Source organism: Atlantibacter sp., from assembly GCF_032062175.1.
Classification (GTDB): domain Bacteria; phylum Pseudomonadota; class Gammaproteobacteria; order Enterobacterales; family Enterobacteriaceae; genus Atlantibacter.
The window spans coordinates 24064-43644 of the sequence record NZ_DAMBQK010000013.1 but is presented as its reverse complement, the minus strand read 5'-3'; the positions used below and the strand labels follow the sequence as shown (position 1 = coordinate 43644).

General features: G+C 49.8%; 13 protein-coding genes. 8 read left to right on the top strand and 5 right to left on the bottom strand.

Annotated features, from left to right (window positions below; translation table 11 throughout):
* Positions 1-299 precede the first annotated feature (299 nt).
* The 7 genes from hmsP to RT120_RS12990 all read left to right on the top strand — a co-directional run bounded on the left by hmsP (position 300) and on the right by RT120_RS12990 (position 11059).
* The gene (gene hmsP / locus RT120_RS13020; RefSeq protein WP_312983069.1) at positions 300-2294 is read left to right on the top strand and encodes a biofilm formation regulator HmsP; all 1995 of its coding nucleotides are present in this window, start codon (positions 300-302) and stop codon (positions 2292-2294) included.
* A gap of 177 nt (positions 2295-2471) precedes the next feature.
* The gene (locus tag RT120_RS13015) at positions 2472-3758 is read left to right on the top strand and encodes a dicarboxylate/amino acid:cation symporter (RefSeq protein WP_312983067.1); all 1287 of its coding nucleotides are present in this window, start codon (positions 2472-2474) and stop codon (positions 3756-3758) included.
* 197 nt (positions 3759-3955) lie between these two features.
* Positions 3956-5425: a pitrilysin family protein gene (locus tag RT120_RS13010; RefSeq protein WP_312983066.1), complete on the top strand. Its 1470-nt coding sequence runs from the start codon at positions 3956-3958 to the stop codon at positions 5423-5425.
* Positions 5426-5962: 537 nt separating this feature from the next.
* The gene (locus RT120_RS13005) at positions 5963-6478 is read left to right on the top strand and encodes a fimbrial protein (protein ID WP_312983064.1); all 516 of its coding nucleotides are present in this window, start codon (positions 5963-5965) and stop codon (positions 6476-6478) included.
* A 126-nt stretch (positions 6479-6604) separates the two neighbouring features.
* Positions 6605-7309, top strand: coding sequence for a molecular chaperone (locus tag RT120_RS13000; RefSeq protein ID WP_312983062.1), 705 nt, complete (start codon positions 6605-6607; stop codon positions 7307-7309).
* Between the two features lie 107 nt (positions 7310-7416).
* On the top strand, positions 7417-10011 hold the full coding sequence (locus RT120_RS12995; RefSeq protein WP_312983060.1) for a fimbria/pilus outer membrane usher protein: 2595 nt from the start codon (positions 7417-7419) through the stop codon (positions 10009-10011).
* 10 nt (positions 10012-10021) lie between these two features.
* Complete coding sequence (locus RT120_RS12990; protein ID WP_312983058.1) at positions 10022-11059, top strand: fimbrial protein; 1038 nt, start codon at positions 10022-10024, stop codon at positions 11057-11059.
* A gap of 211 nt (positions 11060-11270) precedes the next feature.
* On the opposite strand, the gene RT120_RS12985 is transcribed toward RT120_RS12990, so the two are convergent.
* From RT120_RS12985 to pdeH, 3 genes are all read right to left on the bottom strand, one after another.
* Positions 11271-11927, bottom strand: a complete 657-nt coding sequence (locus RT120_RS12985; protein WP_312983056.1) for a helix-turn-helix domain-containing protein — start codon at positions 11925-11927, stop codon at positions 11271-11273.
* Between the two features lie 640 nt (positions 11928-12567).
* The gene (locus RT120_RS12980; protein WP_312983055.1) at positions 12568-14628 is read right to left on the bottom strand and encodes an AsmA family protein; all 2061 of its coding nucleotides are present in this window, start codon (positions 14626-14628) and stop codon (positions 12568-12570) included.
* Positions 14629-14686: 58 nt separating this feature from the next.
* Positions 14687-15460, bottom strand: coding sequence for a cyclic-guanylate-specific phosphodiesterase (gene pdeH / locus RT120_RS12975; protein WP_312983054.1), 774 nt, complete (start codon positions 15458-15460; stop codon positions 14687-14689).
* 229 nt (positions 15461-15689) lie between these two features.
* Between pdeH and RT120_RS12970 the strand changes: the two genes are divergently transcribed.
* The gene (locus RT120_RS12970) at positions 15690-16622 is read left to right on the top strand and encodes a sugar kinase (RefSeq protein WP_312983052.1); all 933 of its coding nucleotides are present in this window, start codon (positions 15690-15692) and stop codon (positions 16620-16622) included.
* A 1-nt stretch (position 16623) separates the two neighbouring features.
* Here RT120_RS12970 and rsmJ read toward each other — a convergent pair whose 3' ends face one another.
* The gene (rsmJ, locus tag RT120_RS12965) at positions 16624-17373 is read right to left on the bottom strand and encodes a 16S rRNA (guanine(1516)-N(2))-methyltransferase RsmJ (RefSeq protein ID WP_312983051.1); all 750 of its coding nucleotides are present in this window, start codon (positions 17371-17373) and stop codon (positions 16624-16626) included.
* 8 nt (positions 17374-17381) lie between these two features.
* Positions 17382-19424 carry an oligopeptidase A gene (gene prlC / locus RT120_RS12960; RefSeq protein ID WP_312983049.1) on the bottom strand — a complete coding sequence of 681 codons (2043 nt, stop codon included), beginning with the start codon at positions 19422-19424 and terminating at the stop codon, positions 17382-17384.
* Positions 19425-19581 lie beyond the last annotated feature (157 nt).

Genomic DNA, 19581 nt, shown 5'->3' with positions numbered 1-19581 from the left:
CTCACTGAAGAGTTGCCGGTTTACGGGCCTGCCGCTCACCGTGCAGCGTCTATACTCTTCGCAGGGCGGTTAATCTCGGCCGCAGGGAAGAGAGCGTATGCGTAAGGGGACTGAACGGACCGGCTTAACAACAGAGCGAAGCAGCGGCAGCGGGTGTTGCCTCATGCTAACGCGTGTCAGGATTAATCTTTAAAGCCCCTGCTGGTCTGATTAAAACCCACCGCAATGCAGTATACTCTGCCCGCGCAGGATAATGATGAGTGTATCCTGGCGAGTAGTCGTATCTTTGGAGAAAGAGCTTGCGAGTCAGTCGTTCGTTAACGATAAAGCAGATGGCGATGGTTTCGATCGTTGCCGTGGTTTTTATTTTCATTTTTGTTGTGATTTTGCTTTTCCATTTCGTGCAGCAAAATCGTTATAACACCGCGATGCAGATGGAAAGCATTGCCCGTTCCGTGCGCCTGCCGCTTTCCGCCGCCGTGTTGAAAGCCGATATTCCTGAAGCGGAGGCCATCCTTCAGCAGATCAAACCGGCCGGTGTGATTAGCCGCGCGGATGTGGTGCTGCCCAACCAGTTTCAGGCACTGAGGGTGAGTTTTGCCCCTGAAAGGCCGATTCCGGTGATGATTGCGCGTATTTTTGAAATCCCGGTGCAGATCTCTCTGCCGCTCTATTCACTGGAACGCCCCGCCAATCCGCAGCCGCTGGCCTATCTGGTGCTGCAGGCGGATTCCTGGCGAATGTACAAATTCATTATCAGCGCCATTTCAACGTTGGTGACGTCGTGGCTGCTGCTGTCGCTAATGCTGTCCGTGGCGATCACCTGGTGCATCAACCGGCTGATGGTGCGCCCGCTGCGTAAGCTGGCGCGCGAGCTGAATCATCTCGATGCCCAGGACGTGCTCGGACATCAGTTGCCGCTGCCGCGCCTGCATCATGACGATGAGATCGGCATGCTGGTGCGCAGTTACAACCGTAATCAGCAAACGCTGCTGCGCCAGCATGAAGAGATGACATCCCAGGCCACGCGTTTCCCGTCCACGGATTTGCCCAATAAACCGCTGCTAATGGCGTTGCTGGAGCAATCCACCGGCAACAGCCACCCGCTGGCGTTACTGGTGATTGCCTGCGAAACGTTGCAGGACGTGGCGGGCGTGCTGAATGAAGAACAACGCGAAGTCTTGCTGCTGACGCTGGTGAGTAAACTGAAAGCGGCGCTGCCGCCGCGCATGGTGCTGGCGCAGGTCAGCCATTATGATTTCGCGATTATCGCCCACGGGGTAAAAGAACCCTGGCACGCGATTACCCTGGCGCAGCGTCTGCAAAAAGAACTGGGTGAAAAATTGCCGATTAACGGGATTCAGTTGCGCCCAACCGCCAGCATCGGCATCGCCATGTTTTATGGCGGTTTAAGCCCGGAGCAGCTGTATCGCCGGGCGATATCCGCCGCCTTTAGCGCGCGCCGCAAAGGCAAAAACCAGATCCAGTTCTTCGACCCGGTGCAAATGGCGCTGGCGCAAAAGCGCCTGACCGAAGAGAGCGACATTATTACCGCGCTGGACAGCGACCAGTTCGCCATCTGGCTGCAACCGCAGGTGGATTTGCGCAGCGGTGAGCTGGTCAGCGCCGAAGTGTTGTTGCGCCAGAAACAGCCGGACGGCAACTGGGAACTGCCGGAAGATTTAATCGATCGCATTGAGTCCTGCGGCCTGATGGTTACGGTAGGGCACTGGATCCTGGAAGAGTCCTGCCGTCTGCTGGCGGCCTGGCAGTCGCGCAATATTGATTTGCCGCTGTCGGTGAACCTCTCGGCGCTCCAGCTGCTACACCATAATATGATGAATGACGTGCTGGAACTGCTGTCGCGCTATCACATCAAACCGGGCACGCTGATTCTGGAAGTGACCGAAAGCCGCCGTATCGACGATCCCGATGCCGCAGTCAATATTCTGCGTCCGCTGCGCCAGGCCGGGGTGCGTATTGCGCTGGATGATTTTGGTATGGGTTACGCCAGCCTGCGTCATTTGCATCACATGAAGTCCGTGCCGGTGGATATCCTGAAAATCGACAAGAACTTCGTAGAGGGTATTCCGGATGACCACAGCATGGTTTCTGCCATTATCGCGATGGCGAAAAGCATGGAGCTGGACGTGATTGCCGAAGGGGTAGAAAACGATGCCCAGCGCCAATGGTTAGCCGACGCGGGTGTGGTTGTCGCCCAGGGCTATCTGTTTGGCAAAGCGGTGACGCCAGCCGAATTTGAAAAAAACGGGTTATCTAATCCGAAAGTATGAGGTTTTAGCGCAGCGCGACGACAGGGGCTGGTGCGAGCCAGCTCAAGTTTCTTAACATTTATGTTTCAATTTTGATGCATTGTTATATCTGCACTGTTTGGTGGGTGTTATTTTTAGCGCCACGGGTTGCATAAAGACCTTATGCATCCTGTGGACATTTCCTCGCAAGGACACCCTATGAAAATCTCAATATTCAAAAGTCTTTATTTTCAAGTTCTGGCCGCCATCGCTATCGGGATTTTACTCGGCCATTACTACCCTGAACTCGGCGCGCAGATGAAACCGCTGGGCGATGCGTTCGTTAAACTGATAAAAATGGTTATCGCCCCGGTTATTTTCTGTACCGTGGTAACCGGCATCGCGGGTATGGAAAGCATGAAAGCGGTGGGCCGCACCGGTGCGGTGGCGCTGCTCTACTTTGAAATCGTCTCTACTCTGGCGCTCATTATCGGTCTGGTGATCGTGAATATCGTGCAGCCTGGCGCGGGAATGAACGTCGACCCGGCGACCCTCGATGCGAAAGCCGTCGCGGTGTATGCCCAACAGGCGGAACAGCAGGGCATTGTCGCGTTCCTGATGGACGTGATCCCGAATAGCGTGATCGGCGCGTTTGCCAGCGGCAACATTCTGCAAGTGCTGCTGTTCGCGGTAATGTTTGGTTTTGCGCTGCATCGCCTGGGCAACAAAGGCCAGCTGATTTTCAACGTGATTGAAAGCTTCTCGCAGGTGATTTTCGGCATCATCAACATGATCATGCGCCTGGCCCCTATCGGCGCGTTCGGCGCGATGGCGTTCACCATTGGCAAATATGGCGTCGGCACGCTGGTGCAACTGGGCCAGTTGATCATCTGCTTTTATATCACCTGTATCCTGTTCGTGGTGGTGGTGCTCGGCAGTATCGCCCGCGCGACCGGTTTCAGCATCTTCAAGTTCATCCGCTATATCCGTGAAGAACTGCTGATCGTACTCGGCACGTCTTCTTCGGAATCCGCGCTGCCGCGTATGCTGGATAAAATGGAAAAACTGGGCTGCCGTAAATCGGTGGTGGGGCTGGTTATCCCGACGGGTTATTCCTTCAACCTCGACGGCACCTCGATTTACCTGACGATGGCGGCGGTGTTTATTGCCCAGGCGACCAATAGCCATATGGATATTTTCCACCAAATCACCTTGTTGGTGGTGCTGCTGCTTTCCTCTAAAGGAGCCGCAGGGGTAACCGGGAGTGGGTTTATCGTGCTGGCGGCGACCATTTCCGCCGTTGGGCATTTACCGGTGGCGGGCCTGGCGCTGATCCTCGGTATTGACCGTTTCATGTCTGAAGCGCGCGCGTTAACCAACCTGGTGGGTAACGGCGTAGCGACAGTTGTCGTAGCGAAATGGGTAAAAGAGCTGGACCAGAAAAAGCTCAATGACACCCTGAACAACCGCAACAGTAACGAAACGAAACAACAATTATCCTCTTGATATCACTCATTTGCCCGCAGCGACTTGCCCTCGCTGCGGGCTCCTGCGCATAATTGCCCTAATTTTTATTTTTTAACGTGACGTTTTTCAGTTTGCGCGGTCAAACGCTGTAGCGAAACGTTACCTTAGGTGGCCCACGTAAAAAGGACGGGCCGCCTTTGCTTGTTTTTAACCAGGAATGTTGATCAGGGGTTCACATGCAGGGCACATTTACTCGAATTTTCACCGGCGGCTTATTGTTAGCCATTGCCGGTAACGTGCAGGCAGAAGCGCTCCAGCCGGACCCGGCATGGCAACAGGGCACACTTTCAAACGGTTTTCAGTGGCAGGTTCTGGCTACTCCACAGCGTCCCAGCGACCGCATCGAAATTCGCTTTTTAATCAATACCGGTTCACTGACTGAAAGTACCCAGCAAACAGGTTACAGCCATTTTTTACCCCGGGTTGCCCTTACCCAAAGCGGCAGCTTACAGCCCGTCCAGGCGCGTTCTTTATGGCAGCAAAGCATCGATCCTAAACGTCCTATGCCGCCCGCCGTTGTTTCCTACGACTTTACGCAATTTAGCCTGAGCTTGCCGAACAGCCGCAACGACCTGCTGAAAGAGTCGCTGACCTGGCTGGCGGATACCGCAGGTAATCTGACCATTACGCCGCAGAGCGTGACTCACGCGCTGCAAACTCAGGACATGGTGCTGACCGCGCCCGCCGATACCAAAGAGGGCAGTTGGCGTTACCGCCTGAAAGGCTCGACGCTGCTGGGGCACGATCCGTCTGAATCGCCGAAGCAACCGGTAGACGCCGAGAATTTGAAGGCGTTTTATCAGAAATGGTACACACCGGATGCCATGACGCTGATCGTGGTCGGGAATATCGACAGCCGCGCGGTCGCGGAGCAAATCAATAAAACCTTTGGCAGCCTGAAGGGCAAACGTGAAACGCCAGCGCCAGTGCCGACGCTTTCCCCACTGCGCCATGAACCGGTCAGCATTATGACGGATGCCGTGCGTCAGGATCGTCTTGGTATTACCTGGGACACGCCGTGGCAGCCAATCCGCGAATCCAGCGCGCTGCTGCGCTACTGGCGCGCCGACCTGGCGCGTGAAGCGCTGTTCTGGCACGTGCAGCAGTATTTAACGCGCAGCAACGTCAAAGATCTTAATCTTGGCTTTGACTGCCGGGTACTGTTCCAGCGCGCGCAGTGCGCCATTAATATCGAATCGCCGGGCGAGAAGCTGGACAGCAACCTGAATCTGGTGGCGAAAGAGTTGGCGAATGTGCGCAGCAAAGGGCTGTCGAAAGACGAGTTCGATGCGCTGATCAACCAGAAAAAAGGCGAGTTGCAGAAGCTGTTCGCAACCTATGCCCGTACCGACACCGATATTTTGATTAACCAGCGGCTGCGTACGCTGCAAAACCAGGTGGTGGATATCGCACCGGAGCAATATCAGAAACTGCGTCAGGATTTTCTTAATGGTTTAACGGTAGAGCAACTGAACCAGGATCTGCGTCAGCAGTTATCTCACGAAATGGCATTGATTCTGTTGCAGCCGAAAGGCGAGCCTGAATTTGATGTGAAAGTGCTGAAAGCAACCTGGGACAAAATTATGGAACAAGAACGTGTTGTAGAGGATGCTTCTCCTGAAGCAGAAGCTCCTGCTGGGCAATAATATTTTCTTATTTGGTCGAAGAGAGATATTCAAAAGAAGTGTTAAGTATGTATAGCGTTCGTTCACAGATGTAACGCGATTACATTCGAAGAGAAATAGAGCGGGTGAGAGCCATTTTATAATTCAAGGCATCGCTCAGGTTTTTTTGGTCGTTTAATCGCGGTGCGTAGTCGCCACCGCGATTGCTTTTCTGTTGTAAATGCGTTGAAATATTGTTAATTATAAACAACAATTTCACGTGATACTTCATCCTACTCGCATAACCCATCAAAAAGCCTCTAATGTGCATCACTAGCGGCAACTCATAATCTTTTAATTTAAAAGAAAATAGTCATTAAAACCTCACTGAGTCTCAAATGAGATCCTAAATATTTTTTACAAATTATACTCATCGGTTAAATTTAACGCTCTCAATCTTGAGCATAAAGAAGCTAATTCTTCCCGCTTTTAATTTATGAGGAAAATAATTCCTTATGAAAGAAAGGGGATGATTAACTTTCAGATTTTATTGATACTTATAAAAGTCCGGAGATGTTTATGAAAAAGTTATATTGCGGATTAATGATTGTTTCCTCTCTGACCATGAGCAATATGGTAAATGCAGCAGACGGTACGATTAAATTTAAAGGTAATATTGTTGATAGTGCATGTTCCGTTGATGCTGCAAGTGCCGACCAAACCGTTACGTTAGGCACTGTTGCTGCAAGTTCATTTGCTGCTGCAGGTGATACTTCAACGGCTCAGAAATTTGATATTAAATTGACTGAATGCCCGGAAGGCACCGTTGCAGTGGTATTTGGTGGCACGGCTGCGACTGCTGACCTACTCAAACTTGATGCAGGCATGACGGCAACAGGTGTTGCAGTACGTATTAATAATTCAGACGATGGTACCCAAATTAAAGTTAATGATACTGCCTCCGCAAAACGTGTAACTGTTGCTGCTGATGGTTCCGCAACGCTTAACTATGTTGGTCAGTATCAAGCAACTGCTGAAAAAGTCACAGCAGGTACTGCGGATGCAACCAGCCAGTTTACCGTTCTGTATAATTAATCACTTAGCTATTATTACGGTTTAATACTTATAGAATGCTCAAACCGTACATATAGCAATTATATGTACGGTTCTGTTTTTTAATTTTTTACTGTTATTGAATCTTAAACATCAGCAGGACCAAATATGAATATCAAAAAGATGTTTAGTATATTTCTACTGACATTAACCAGCCTGTGGGGGCAATTCGCTAATGCAGGTATCATTGTCGGTGGAACACGGGTTATTTTTGATGGAGGGCAACGCGAAGTTTCTCTGTCTGTGACAAACCCGGATAAAATACCCTATCTTATTCAGGCATGGACTGATGCTGCTGGTGCTTTAGGCGAAAATAAAGAAGCGCCAAAGCCTCCATTTTTAGTTACTCCGCCGCTATTTCGTCTTGATTCCGGTAATGAAAATATGCTGCGTATCATCCGCACCGGGGGAAGTTTACCAGAAGACCGCGAATCAATTTATTGGATGAATGTGAAGTCGATTCCTGCTTCGGCAAAAGGTAAAAAAAATGTCCTGCAAATTTCAGTCAAAACCCGCATCAAGCTTATTTATCGCCCAGAAGGTTTAGAACCTCCAACGAGTGAGGATTATAAAAAATTATCCTTCCATCGGGTCGGTAATGAAATTCAGGTCAACAATCCGACACCTTATTACATAACGTTCTTTTCGCTAAAGGCAGGTAATACACAGCTTGATACCTCTAACGTGATGGTACCCCCTCATGGCAATTCAACGTATCAGCTTAGCACAGCCGTTTCTGCCACTCAGGTTACCTGGAATATTATTAATGATTTTGGTGGAAATAGTAATCCTGAGATATCTCCTTTGCAATGAAAATAAGCTCATGAATGGTTTTAGTTAGATGATAAACGTATCCTATTTAATTGTTAATAAATAAATCACCTCTGTCTGATTATTTACCAATGTTGATAAGGTCTGTTATGATAAATTATATATATAAAAGACAGGGTTGTTTACGTCTGACAAGCATTGCATTAGCCCTTATGACGATATTTGCGTCCCGACAAGGTCTTGCGGAAGATGTCACCTTTAACCCTAATGCGCTAGAAATCGACAATCCTTCTGTTACATCAGTGGACTTAACACAGTTTTCATCCGAGGGCGGTCAAGCTCAGGGGATGTACCATGTTGATGTTTTCGTTAATAACGAAAAAAAGACTACGAAAGATTTAAATTTTGTTACTGATAAAGATGACACCTTAGTGCCTCAAATCACAATTGCCCAGCTTGATGATTGGGGGGTAATGGTCAATTTAATACCAGAATTCAAAGGATTACCAAAAGAAACTGTTATTAGTGACTTGTCTCATTATATACCTCAGGCCAGTATCAATTTTGACTTCTCACGTCAACTGGTGAAATTTTCGATTCCACAAGCTTTAATGCAACAAAACGCTCACGGATACGTGGACCCAAAATATTGGGATAAAGGTATTTCTGCATTTTTAATGGATTATAACTTTACGGGTTCTAATAATGACTACTCTGGTAGTAGTAGTACGGGTAAAAGCTATTTCCTGAATTTACGCAGTGGCGCAAATTTTGGCGCCTGGCGTTTGCGTAATTATAGTACCTGGAACTATACGCAAAGTAGTGGAACCGCTGATGACTATTCAATTAGCCATTGGGATTCTATCAATACCTACATGCAGCGAGAAATCCCAAAAATCAAAGGGCAACTCACTCTTGGAGATAATTATACGCAGTCGGATATATTTGATAGCGTGCAATTCCGAGGAGTACAAGTCGTATCAGATGACAATATGTTGCCGGACAGTTTGCGTGGCTTCGCACCAACAGTAAGTGGAATTGCAAACAGTAACGCAAAGGTCACTATCAAGCAAAATGGAACCATCATTTATCAGACTTATGTACCTCCAGGCGCATTTTCAATAAATGATTTATTTCCCACGTCATCCAGTGGCGATTTGCAGGTAACTATTACTGAGGCCGATGGTTCAGAGCGCACGTTTATTCAACCTTTTTCTAACGTACCAGTCATGCAGCGCGAAGGTCGTTTAAAGTACGGTTTCACAATCGGCGAATACCGCGCTTTCAGCGACAAGAGTAATGAACCGATACTGGGGCAAGCAACGCTGATGTATGGCTTACCGCGGGATGTAACATTGTATGGCGGTTTTCAGACAGCAGATAAATATAATGCGTTAGCGTTGGGTGTAGGTTTCAGCCTGGGTGAGGCTGGCTCTGTTTCAATGGATGCCACTCAAGCTTTTACCACGTTAGATAAAGAAATGAATGGTATTGATCGCTCTCAGGAAGGTCAATCTTACCGTTTTCAATATTCTAAAGATATTCTATCGACAGACTCTACAGTGACGCTGGCTGGCTACCGTTACTCCACGAAAGGATTTTATACATTTCAGGAGGCAATGGATTATAACAATGATGATGATGGCAATTATTCGGGTTCCAATAATAACAGGCGTAGTAAATTACAGCTTCAGTTTACTCAGAATTTAAATAAGGGTGATTGGGGCTCCCTGTCGTTTTCTGGATACCAGCAAGATTACTGGAACGAAAAAGGCTATGAGCGGAGTTTAAGCACCAGTTACAGCAACTCTGTATGGAATGGGATTAGCTGGTCACTCATGTACACTTACACAGAGTTGGCTCGTTCATATGAATCTACCGATCAGCAATTAGCGCTGAGTGTCAGCATTCCATTCTCTAAATGGTTACCGGGAGCATATATAAGCACCAATATGGTGAATGATATGCATGGCAAAACGCACTCTCAGGCAACCTTAAGTGGCACGGCGCTGGAAGGCAACAATTTATCTTACAGCCTTGCTCAAGGATTCAGTAACAAAGATGAAGGCTATAGCGGCGCAGTTTATGGAGACTATAAGGGAACTTATGGTGAATTAAATGCGGGCTATAACTACGATAAAGACTCTCAGCAAATAAACTATGGAGTCCAGGGCTCAGTTATCGTTCATCAGAACGGAGTCACATTCGGACAGCCAATGTCAGGGGATATGACGTCCGTGGCGCTGGTTGAAGCACCAGGTGCTGCGGGGGCGAAATTACAAAATGGTACAGGTATGCGTACCGACTGGCGTGGTTATGCCATTGTCCCTTACCTGAGCCCGTACCAGCGCACACGTATTGGTCTCGAACCTGGCTCTTTGGCAGAAGATGTTGATATGAAGGAAAACGTAACGTCAGTTGTGCCAACAGCAGGAGCGATAGTACGGGCAACCTTTAAAACGAACGTAGGTAGTCGAGCACTAATAACCCTGTCGCAAGGAAACCATAAGGTGCCATTTGGTGCGTTAGTGTCGGTGAATGGCATAGACAGTGACAACACAGGTATTGTCGGTGAAGAAGGGCTGGTGTATCTCAGTGGCTTACCGGGTAGCGGGGACATCACCGCGATCTGGGGGGCAAAGGGGTCTCAACAATGTCATGCTCATTTTGATATACATACTCCCGTTAATAACGAAAAGACAGCTAATGCAGGTATTCAGCTGTTAAACGTTAATTGTAAATAATGGTATTATCATGGAATTCATTAAAAATAGTTTAATTAGGATTTGTCGTTATATATGCTATCTTCTAATTAGCTGCTTTGCGTTTTCATTTACAGCACAAGCAGGTACGGGTTGGTGTTTAGCCGACAGCGGAACAAAGGCGTATAGCGGTACGTTTCATTATAAAATAACCGATCCTACTAAAAATAAAGCGGGTCAAACGTTATTATCATTCTATTCGTGGTCATTTGGTTCTACCTATACTGCAACATGTGACTGCACCGGTAGTAGCAAGGCATATTACAAAGCAGTGCCAGGCGATCTGGGAGAATTGGTCTATACGGGTAACGGAAACTATTATAAGCTAAACGAAAACATAGCCATTGCATCATCTGTGTTTATTGGCGGATTGGTATCACAATATATAGCTACACCTTTTACCGATTTTACGAGTGAGGTATCTGGTAACTGTTCATCCGGAACGTACAATACCGGTAATAAAGGTATGCTAAGTTTGTATATCTCAAAGGCATTTACTGGTGTAATGAATATACCTTCCACCGTAGTGGTTAGGTTATACGGAACCCATACACTAGGAACTTATCCATCTACACCTATGGCTCAGGTATCTATGACAGGAGATATTACTGTACCACAATCATGTAAGATCAATGATGGTCAAATAATCGACATTGATTATGGTGACGTTCTTCGTAAACATTTAAGTACAAAAGGTAGTGGTGCGTCTGGCAAGGCTGTAGTGACACAAATGGCCTACGTTTGCACCAATATGGCACAAGGTGTCAAGATAAGTTTTAAACTTTCCGGCCAGGCAGCACCGGATGATAATAATTCTTTGGCTACTGATAATGATGATATAGGTATTCGCATCGAAGATAGTAACGGCAACGTCATTACGCCCAATGAAGGAAGCTTAGATTCACAATTTAATTATGCCACAAATTCGGGTACTGCTACTTTCAAAAGCTATCCAATTAATACCACTGGAAGTAGTCCAGAACCCGGCATGTTCACTTCAACTGCGACAATTACCACTAACATTGAATGATATATAGTCTAATAAATCTCTAAAAAAGTATAAATAATTTTTACAGTCTTTCAAAAAATTGAGCCAAAGCACTCTTGTAGTGCTTTGGTTTTTTGATTGTGTTGTAGATGGCAATCGAGGTTGACAGTTAACTGACTTTTTTGGGGGACAGATTAAAGAGGAATATTGTTTTATTAGGTTTGGATGAGGTCACATTGACCGTAAGGGATAATCAATATTTTTGAGGGATATAATTAATATTTTTAAGAATGCCGTTTTTCGCTGTAATATACCCACCTTTCTTCAACTCAGATAATATACGCATAATTGCTGATCTGGAAATTCTTGATTTTCCCTTAATATAATTTTCAATAGTAATAGTTTCACGGATATATTCTGGTTTTGCCATCAACTCATAAAGCTGAAGACGTACGATATCAAAAGCTGAAGGTGAGATAAGCTTAAACAAGATCTCTGTCATCATACTGGACACTAACTGCAAATGACTGGCAAAAGTTTGCCATAAATCTAGTTGATTCAATAAATTTTCAAATTCTTGTCTGTCTACAACGGCCATTTCAATGGGAGTAATGGCTTTAAAAGTAAAAACGGATTGCGACATATCATGTAGGGGAATGATACCTCTCAGCATGGGAGCTTCGAAAATATCTAATAAGATATCATCTGGTTGCCTGTATAATGATACAACCCCTTTTCGCAGTAAATAAACATGCGATTGTTTGGTTGCACTATAACTTATTCTGTATCCGACCGGATAGGCCTTGAATGTGATGTGCGGTAGCATTTTCTCAAGGATCTCAATGGTATATTGAGGGGGTACTCGAGTTGAGTTTGGTCCGCGGGAATGCTCATTATGGTTACGGTTCATAGGTATGAAACTGACGAAGAAAATGGGAAATTTCAGCGATTTTAATACTGATAAAGTTTATAGGAATTTATATGTGTTAAATTGTTATTTGAAATTAATTAAGTGTACGCGCCCAGGGTTTTACTCACTCTTTATAAATTAAAATTCAAGATTATCTTTGGTCAGTAAAAGCATACAAGGAAAAGCAGCAGGTTGTTCATTTTTCCAGCAAGTCTCGACCTTTTGAAAAATCATTTAAATCAATAGGTTGAGCTTTTTTTGGGCTTATAGCTATAACATTATTCTAAAATATTGCTCTCATTATTAACATATTCAGATTTGACTTTTTTGGTGCCGAAATAGTCATTAATGACTATTCCTAAATTAATGATTTATAAATATTAAAAGCTAGATTATAAAATGTCTCTATTTTTTCAGTGTCATTTGACATTACTTAAATGCTATTTTAAGAATTTATCATTATCCTGCCTTTTCAGGCGCTATTTATTTTTATTTTTTCCGGTTTTTTACATGGCTTACTTTAAAACGGCTCTTATGCGAATTGAGCACAGAAAGCAACAGAATAAGGAACGCGAACGGTCTTCACTTTAAATGCATAACCCTATGCAAAGCGCGCCCTCGCCGGGCGCGCTCCTTATATTTACTTCTTCATCTGTGACAAAATCATCTGGCATTGGTTCGCTTCGCCTTCCGACGGGGAAATCAGCGCCAGTAGCGCCGCAGCAGGCGTCACCAGCGTCGCCAGTGCCGCAGCGACCGCGCCACGGGCAATCAATGGCCCCGGCTTCACGCCGTAATCCGGGTTTTTAAAGGTGCCGCGCACATACAGCGGCGAGCGCAGCGTCACGATGCGTATCCCTTTACTCTCCGGGTCGATGGTCAAATCGAGCTGCTCCGAAGCGAAACTGGCGGTACCGGTAATATTCACCACCGCATTTTCCGTATCAAACGCGAAGATTTGCGGGCGCGCCACGCCCCGGCGGATATCCAGGTTAGCGGCAGCGCAGTTTACCCGCACCTCTTCGTCGCCAAAGATTTGCCCGACCAGGAAGTTGCCGACGTTCAGGCCGAGGATTTCCATCAGGTTGCGGCTGATCAGACCATCGTTCATCAGCAATTTTAAATTACCGTCGCTACTGCCCAACAGCGCGGCGATGGAGTTGCCCGTGCCGCGGAACTCGGCGTCACCGTTCATTTCGCCGAGCGTTTTTTGCATCAGTTCGACGTCCGGCATCAACTGTTTGAGCTTCAGGCGGCGCGCCTGAATATCGGCCTCGCCCTGCATCGGGTTTTTCCTGCCGTCGAGATGGATATTCGACGAGATAGTGCCGCCCGCCATGCCGAACTTGAGCGGTTTCAGGCGTAAATCGCCGTTATTCAACAGGATATGCGTAGAGAGATCGCTTAGCGGCAGGGTGGCGCTGTGTTCGATGCGCCGTCCTTTGAACCGCACATCGGCATCCATCGTGTCCCACTTATCGGTCTCAAACTTGTCATACGGCAGCACTTTGCCCGCCGGTTGCGCTGACTTCTCGCCTTTTTTCTGCTCTGACTGGCGGCTCTTCTCCGCGTCTTTGCCGGAATCTACCCCGACCAACGGCCCTAAATCCGCCAGCCGCAGTTGGCGCGATTCCAGGTCGCCTTCCAGTTTCGGGCGCGGTTTGCGCTGGCTGTAGGTCAGCGAGCCGCGAATATCGCTGTCACCGATACGACCACGGAAGCCGCGATAGTCGTAAACCGAGCCTTTATCGGCGTCGATTTTTGCTACCAGACGCCCGTCGGTTTCGAAAGGCGGGGTATCCGGCAACAGTACACCGGTCAGTTCATACAGTTCACCTAATGAGTCACCGCTGAATTTAAGCTGGAGGTCGACGCCGCCCATTTTCATCGGATCATTGACGGTGCCCTGAAACGCCACCCGCGTATTGCCGGAACGAATATCGGCCTGCACCGGGAATGGCGAGCCTTCGCTGCGCAACGCCAGCATGCCGCCGATTTTCCCGCTGCCCTGCACGCTCTGTTCGTTGTACCGACCTTTCATTTTCAAACCAAAAATGTAATCACCGGGTTTTTTATCGTCGTCTTTGGCTTTCTGACCGCTCACTTCGCTGTACGGCAGCGGTTTGCCCAGCGGATCGACCAGGATTTCCACATCCGCCTTCGAGACACTGTCATCCACCGCGATGCGTCCTTCATCGAACAGAATATTGTCCAGGCGGAACGACCACGACGAAGGCTGCTGCGCCTCTTCTTCGCTATCGCTTTTCGCCATATCGAAGGTCCAGTTATTGGTTTTTTCATTAATACGGATCAGCCTGGCATCGGGTTTAACCAGCTTGATCCAGGGCAGATAAACGGTTTTCGACAGCAACGCTAACGGCGCAAGCGTGGCTTCCACGCGCGGGAGATGCACCATCGTGACGGCAGGGATGTCGGGCGGATTGCCCAGGATAATATCGTTGGCGTACACATGGGGCCACGGCACCCAACTGCGCCAGCCCGGTTCGTCGCGATTGCGCGCCCAGGCAACACGTAAATCGCCGCGTATAGCAAACGGACGGTTCAGTTCAGTAGAAACTTTTTGGTTGATAGTTGGCTTCAGCCTGTTCCAGTCAAATGTTGCAATAACAATGACAACCACCACAACCAACAACAAAAAAGCGCCTGCTATTCCGCTTATAATTTTTCCGGTTCGCGTCATGCCCACCTCTGTCTGATTATCTTTTTTAATAAAGATAGTTCAGCACAGAGAAAGGGCATCAGAGCATTCGCATTTCTACCTCATCCAGGGTGCTGAAACAGACCGGGCGCGACAGGTAATACCCTTGTGCCGCCAGCGCTGGCGACGCCTGAACATCCTGCCATTCCTCGACCGTTTCGACGCCCTCGACGATCACGCCGTTGCAGTAGCGGTTCATCAGTTGCAGTAACTGGGTAAACAGATTGCGGCCTTCCGGCGTGGTGCGCAGCATGATAAACAGCTCGCGCGCCACTTTGATGTAGTCATAGCGCACTTCGCTTAACGCCGAGAAATTCGCCATGCCGGTGCCGAAATCGTCCAGCCACAGCGGGCCAAACTCGCTCATACCCGCAAGATTAGAATCTTCCGGCAAGCGAATGTGCTCGACCAGTTCAAAACGCACCCAGGGCAGTTCGTTGACCAGCGCCAGAATGTCGCTGCGTTCGCGCATAGCAATAAGCGTAGGACCGTCAACATTGACCGATGCCAGCACCTCGTGGCCCTGGAAGAAACTTTCTCGCTCCCGGAGCATCCGCAACTGTTCTTCAATCACGCTCAGGCGCAGGCGCACCGGGATGGCGGCAAAATAGCGATCGGGCGCGATGCGTTGTTGGGGGTTGCCAGGATGCGTGACGACCGTCAACAGCTCCACCGCCAGCAGTTTGCCGTTGGTTTTATAGATTGGCTGATAAGTATAAGCACGCTCACACTGCAACCAATATCGATGCTCTTCTAAATTTTCGATACTCGCGGCGGGCATTGTCAGCCGGTGAGTGACCTGCTTTAACTTCATCGTCGTCGTCCTGTTTAACGGGGTGACATACCTGGACATTGGGATTATCGGCCCCGCGCTTGAGAACTTTATGTTTCGTCCGTAACCAATTCTGGCAGTTTTTTGTGGATTTAGTTTCAGGAACGCCACCTGGCTCAAAAAAATTATCGGAACATTGTTTTAAAATATTTGACGACTTTTCGTTCGCAGCACACACTGCGCATAATTTTGATAATCCGGGTTGGCCACTATGTCGTTGAAAAAGATTGCCGTCATTGGCGAATGCATGATTGAACTGTCGCAGAAAGGTGCGGAAGTAAACCGCGGATTTGGCGGCGATACGCTGAATACGTCCGTTTATATCGCCCGTCAGGTGGATGCACAGGAACTGGGCGTTCACTACGTGACCGCGCTGGGCCAGGACAGCTTCAGCCAGCAGATGCTGGAAGCGTGGCAGGCAGAGCAGGTGCAAACATCGCTGATCCAGCGTATGGAAAACCGTCTGCCGGGCCTGTACTACATCGAAACCGACGAGACCGGCGAGCGCACCTTCTACTACTGGCGTAACGAAGCCGCCGCGCGTTTCTGGCTGGAAAGCGAGCAGGCTCCGGCGATTTGCGCCGAGCTGGCGCAGTTTGATTACCTCTACTTAAGCGGCATCAGCCTGGCGATTTTAAGCCCGGAAAGCCGTGAAAAACTGCTGGTGCTGCTGCGCGAATGCCGCGCCAACGGCGGGAAGGTCATTTTTGACAACAACTACCGTCCGCGCCTGTGGGTCAGCAAAGAAGTGACCCAACAGGTTTATCAGCAGATGCTGACCTGCACCGATATCGCGTTCCTGACGCTGGACGACGAAGACGCGCTGTGGGGCGAAAAGCCGGTGGATGAAGTGGTTGCCCGCACCCAGGCGGCAGGCGTAAGCGAAGTGGTGATTAAGCGCGGCGCGGATTCCTGCCTGGTGGCGATTGCCGGCGAACCGCTGCTGGAAGTCCCGGCGGTGAAACTGCCGAAAGAGAAAGTGATCGACACCACCGCAGCTGGCGACTCGTTCAGCGCTGGTTATCTGGCGGTGCGTCTGACCGGCGGTGATGCCGAAGCGGCAGCGAAGCGCGGCCACCTTACCGCCAGCACTGTGATCCAGTATCGCGGCGCGATTATTCCGCGTGAGGCGATGCCGCAGTAATCTAAACCAGCGGCGGATAGATATCGAAGCGATGGCTTTTGGTCGTCACCGCCGACTGGGTGGCGACGCCCGCCAGCGGCGGCGCATAGTCAGGGCGTTTGACCACGATGCGTTTTGTCGCCAGACGCCGGGCGGGTTCCAGTAATCCGTCCGCGTCGATATCCGGCCCTACCAGTGACTGAAACACCCGCATTTCTTTCTTCACCAGCGCGCTTTTCTGCTTGTGGGGAAACATCGGATCAAGATACACAACCTGTGGGCGCGGGTTAATGTTTTCCAGCGCCGTCAGGCTTGAAGCGTGGATCAGATGTAACCGTTCGCGCAGCCAGGGGCCGATTTCCGGGTCCTGATAGCCGCGCGCCAGGCCGTCATCCAGCAGGGCTGCGACCACCGGATTACGCTCCAGCATCCGCACATGGCACCCTACCGACGCCAGCACAAAGGCATCGCGCCCCAGGCCTGCCGTGGCATCCACCACGTCCGGCAGATAATCGCCTTTAATACCTACCGCTTTAGCGACCGCTTCGCCGCGTCCACCGCCGAATTTACGGCGATGGGCCATCGCTCCGGAGACAAAATCGACAAAAATCCCACCGAGCTTCGGTTCATCGCGCTTGCGTAATTCCAGATGCTCCGCCGTTAATACCAGTGCCATCGGGTTATCCGCATCGTGGTTCAGCTCCCAGCGCTGCGCCAGAAGTGATAAGGCGCCGTCTCCGGCGCCTGTTTCATCAATTAAACAGATGTTCACGAGTGGGTTTAACCCTTAATGCCGTAGTGTTCCAGCATCGCATCCAACTGCGGTTCGCGGCCACGGAAGCGTTTAAATAGCTCCATCGGCTCTTCGGACCCGCCACGGGTCAGGATGTTGTCGAGGAACGACTGGCCGGTTTGACGGTTGAAAATCCCTTCTTCTTCGAAACGGGAGTACGCATCCGCCGCCAGCACATCGGCCCACAGGTAGCTGTAGTAACCTGCCGCATAACCGCCGGCAAAAATGTGGCTGAAGGCGTGCGGGAAACGGCCCCATGACGGACCCGGGATCAGAGCCACCTGGCTCTTAATTTCTGCCAGGGTTTCGAGGATTTTCGCCCCCAAATCCGGGCTGAATTCCGCATGCAGGCGGAAATCAAACAGGCCGAATTCCAACTGGCGCAGGATAAACATCGCCGCCTGGTAGTTTTTCGCCGCCAGCATTTTCTCCAGCAGTTCCTGCGGCAACGGTTCACCGGTTTCATAATGGCCAGAGATAAACGCCAGCGCGTCCGGCTCCCAGCACCAGTTTTCCATAAACTGGCTCGGCAGCTCTACCGCATCCCACGGCACACCGCTGATGCCCGCCACCCCTGGGGTTTCGATGCGCGTCAGCATATGGTGCAGGCCGTGGCCGAATTCGTGGAACAGGGTGATCACTTCGTCGTGGGTAAACAGCGCTGGTTTGCCGTTCAGCGGACGGTTGAAGTTACAGGTGAGATAGGCCACCGGTTTTTGTAGCGAGCCGTCGGCTTTGCGCATCTGGCCAACGCAATCGTCCATCCACGCGCCGCCGCGTTTGTTTTCGCGGGCGTATAAATCAAGATAGAAACTGCCGCGCAGTTCGCCGCTGTCGTCATACAACTCGAAGAAACGCACGTCCGGGTGCCAGACGTCAACGTCTTTGCGCTCTTTGGCGGTGATGCCGTAAATGCGCTTAACCACTTCGAACAGGCCATTAACCGCTTTGTTTTCCGGGAAGTACGGGCGCAGCTGTTCGTCGCTGATGCTGTACAGATGCTGTTTTTGTTTTTCGCTGTAGTAAGCGATATCCCACGGATGCAGTTCGTCCACGCCATGCTGCGCTTTAGCGAAGTCACGCAACTGGGCCAGCTCTTTTTCGCCCTGCGGACGAGCGCGTTTTGCCAGATCGGTTAAGAACTCCAGCACCTGCTGTGGGTTTTCCGCCATTTTGGTGGCAAGGGATTTATGGGCGTAGTTTTCGAAGCCCAGCAGTTCCGCCAGCTCATGACGCAGCGCCAGGATCTCTTCCATAATCGGGCTGTTATCCCATTTCCCGGCGTTTGGTCCCTGGTCAGAGGCGCGGGTGCTGTAGGCGCGGTACATCTCTTCACGCAGCGCCTGATTGTCGCAATAAGTCATCACCGGCAGGTAGCTCGGGATATCCAGCGTCAGCAGATAACCCTGTTGCTCTTTGGCTTCGGCCTGGGCTTTGGCGGCGGCCAGCGCGCTTTCCGGCATCCCTGAAAGTTCAGATTCATCGGTAACCAGTTTGCTCCAGCCCATAGTGGCGTCGAGCACGTTATTGCTGTAAGTCGAGCCCAGCTCGGACAGACGCGCGGCGATTTCACCATAGCGCTGCTGCTTTTCTTTCGGCAAACCGATGCCGGAGAGTTCAAAATCACGCAGTGCGTTATCCACCGCTTTTTTCTGGGCGGTATCGAGGGCGGCGTAGTGCTCGCCGTCGTGCAGATCGCGGTACGCGTTATACAGCCCTTCATGCTGGCCGACCCAGGTGCTGTATTCAGACAGCAGCGGCAGGGTTTGTTCGTAGGCTTCGCGCAGTTCCGGGCTGTTCTGCACCGAATTCAGGTGGCTGACCGGGGAGAAAATGCGCCCTAAACGATCGTCCACTTCAGCCAGCGGCTGGCACAGCGTCTCCCAACGGTATGGCGCGCCTTTCGCAACCACTTCTTCCACACGCTGACGGCAGGCATCCAGCGCTTGTGTCACAGCGGGAACCACATGTTCAGGTTTAATGGCGGAGAAGGGCGGCAACTCGAAAGGGACGAGTAATGGATTGGTCATAAGCGCGTTCCTGATTAAAAGGTAAGTGAAGCGCATCGAGCGGCGCTTTGTTCATTGTGTGGTGATCTGGGGTTTAGTGTAGTGGATTTCAATGGTCGCCGTCGGCAATCCCCGGTTGGGTTAACTTTCCGGTATACTGTGCCCATACCTTTAGATC

Bases quoted from the DNA above. Each gene is read 5' to 3' on its own strand.
- RT120_RS12970 (WP_312983052.1), top strand. From the start codon at position 15,690: ATGTCGTTGAAAAAGATTGCCGTCATTGGCGAATGCATGATTGAACTG.
- RT120_RS12995 (WP_312983060.1), top strand. From the start codon at position 7,417: ATGATAAATTATATATATAAAAGACAGGGTTGTTTACGTCTGACAAGC.
- RT120_RS13010 (WP_312983066.1), top strand. From the start codon at position 3,956: ATGCAGGGCACATTTACTCGAATTTTCACCGGCGGCTTATTGTTAGCC.
- pdeH (WP_312983054.1), bottom strand. From the start codon at position 15,460: ATGAAGTTAAAGCAGGTCACTCACCGGCTGACAATGCCCGCCGCGAGT.
- RT120_RS12990 (WP_312983058.1), top strand. From the start codon at position 10,022: ATGGAATTCATTAAAAATAGTTTAATTAGGATTTGTCGTTATATATGC.
- RT120_RS12980 (WP_312983055.1), bottom strand. From the start codon at position 14,628: ATGACGCGAACCGGAAAAATTATAAGCGGAATAGCAGGCGCTTTTTTG.
- RT120_RS12985 (WP_312983056.1), bottom strand. From the start codon at position 11,927: ATGAACCGTAACCATAATGAGCATTCCCGCGGACCAAACTCAACTCGA.
- prlC (WP_312983049.1), bottom strand. From the start codon at position 19,424: ATGACCAATCCATTACTCGTCCCTTTCGAGTTGCCGCCCTTCTCCGCC.
- RT120_RS13015 (WP_312983067.1), top strand. From the start codon at position 2,472: ATGAAAATCTCAATATTCAAAAGTCTTTATTTTCAAGTTCTGGCCGCC.
- RT120_RS13005 (WP_312983064.1), top strand. From the start codon at position 5,963: ATGAAAAAGTTATATTGCGGATTAATGATTGTTTCCTCTCTGACCATG.
- RT120_RS13000 (WP_312983062.1), top strand. From the start codon at position 6,605: ATGAATATCAAAAAGATGTTTAGTATATTTCTACTGACATTAACCAGC.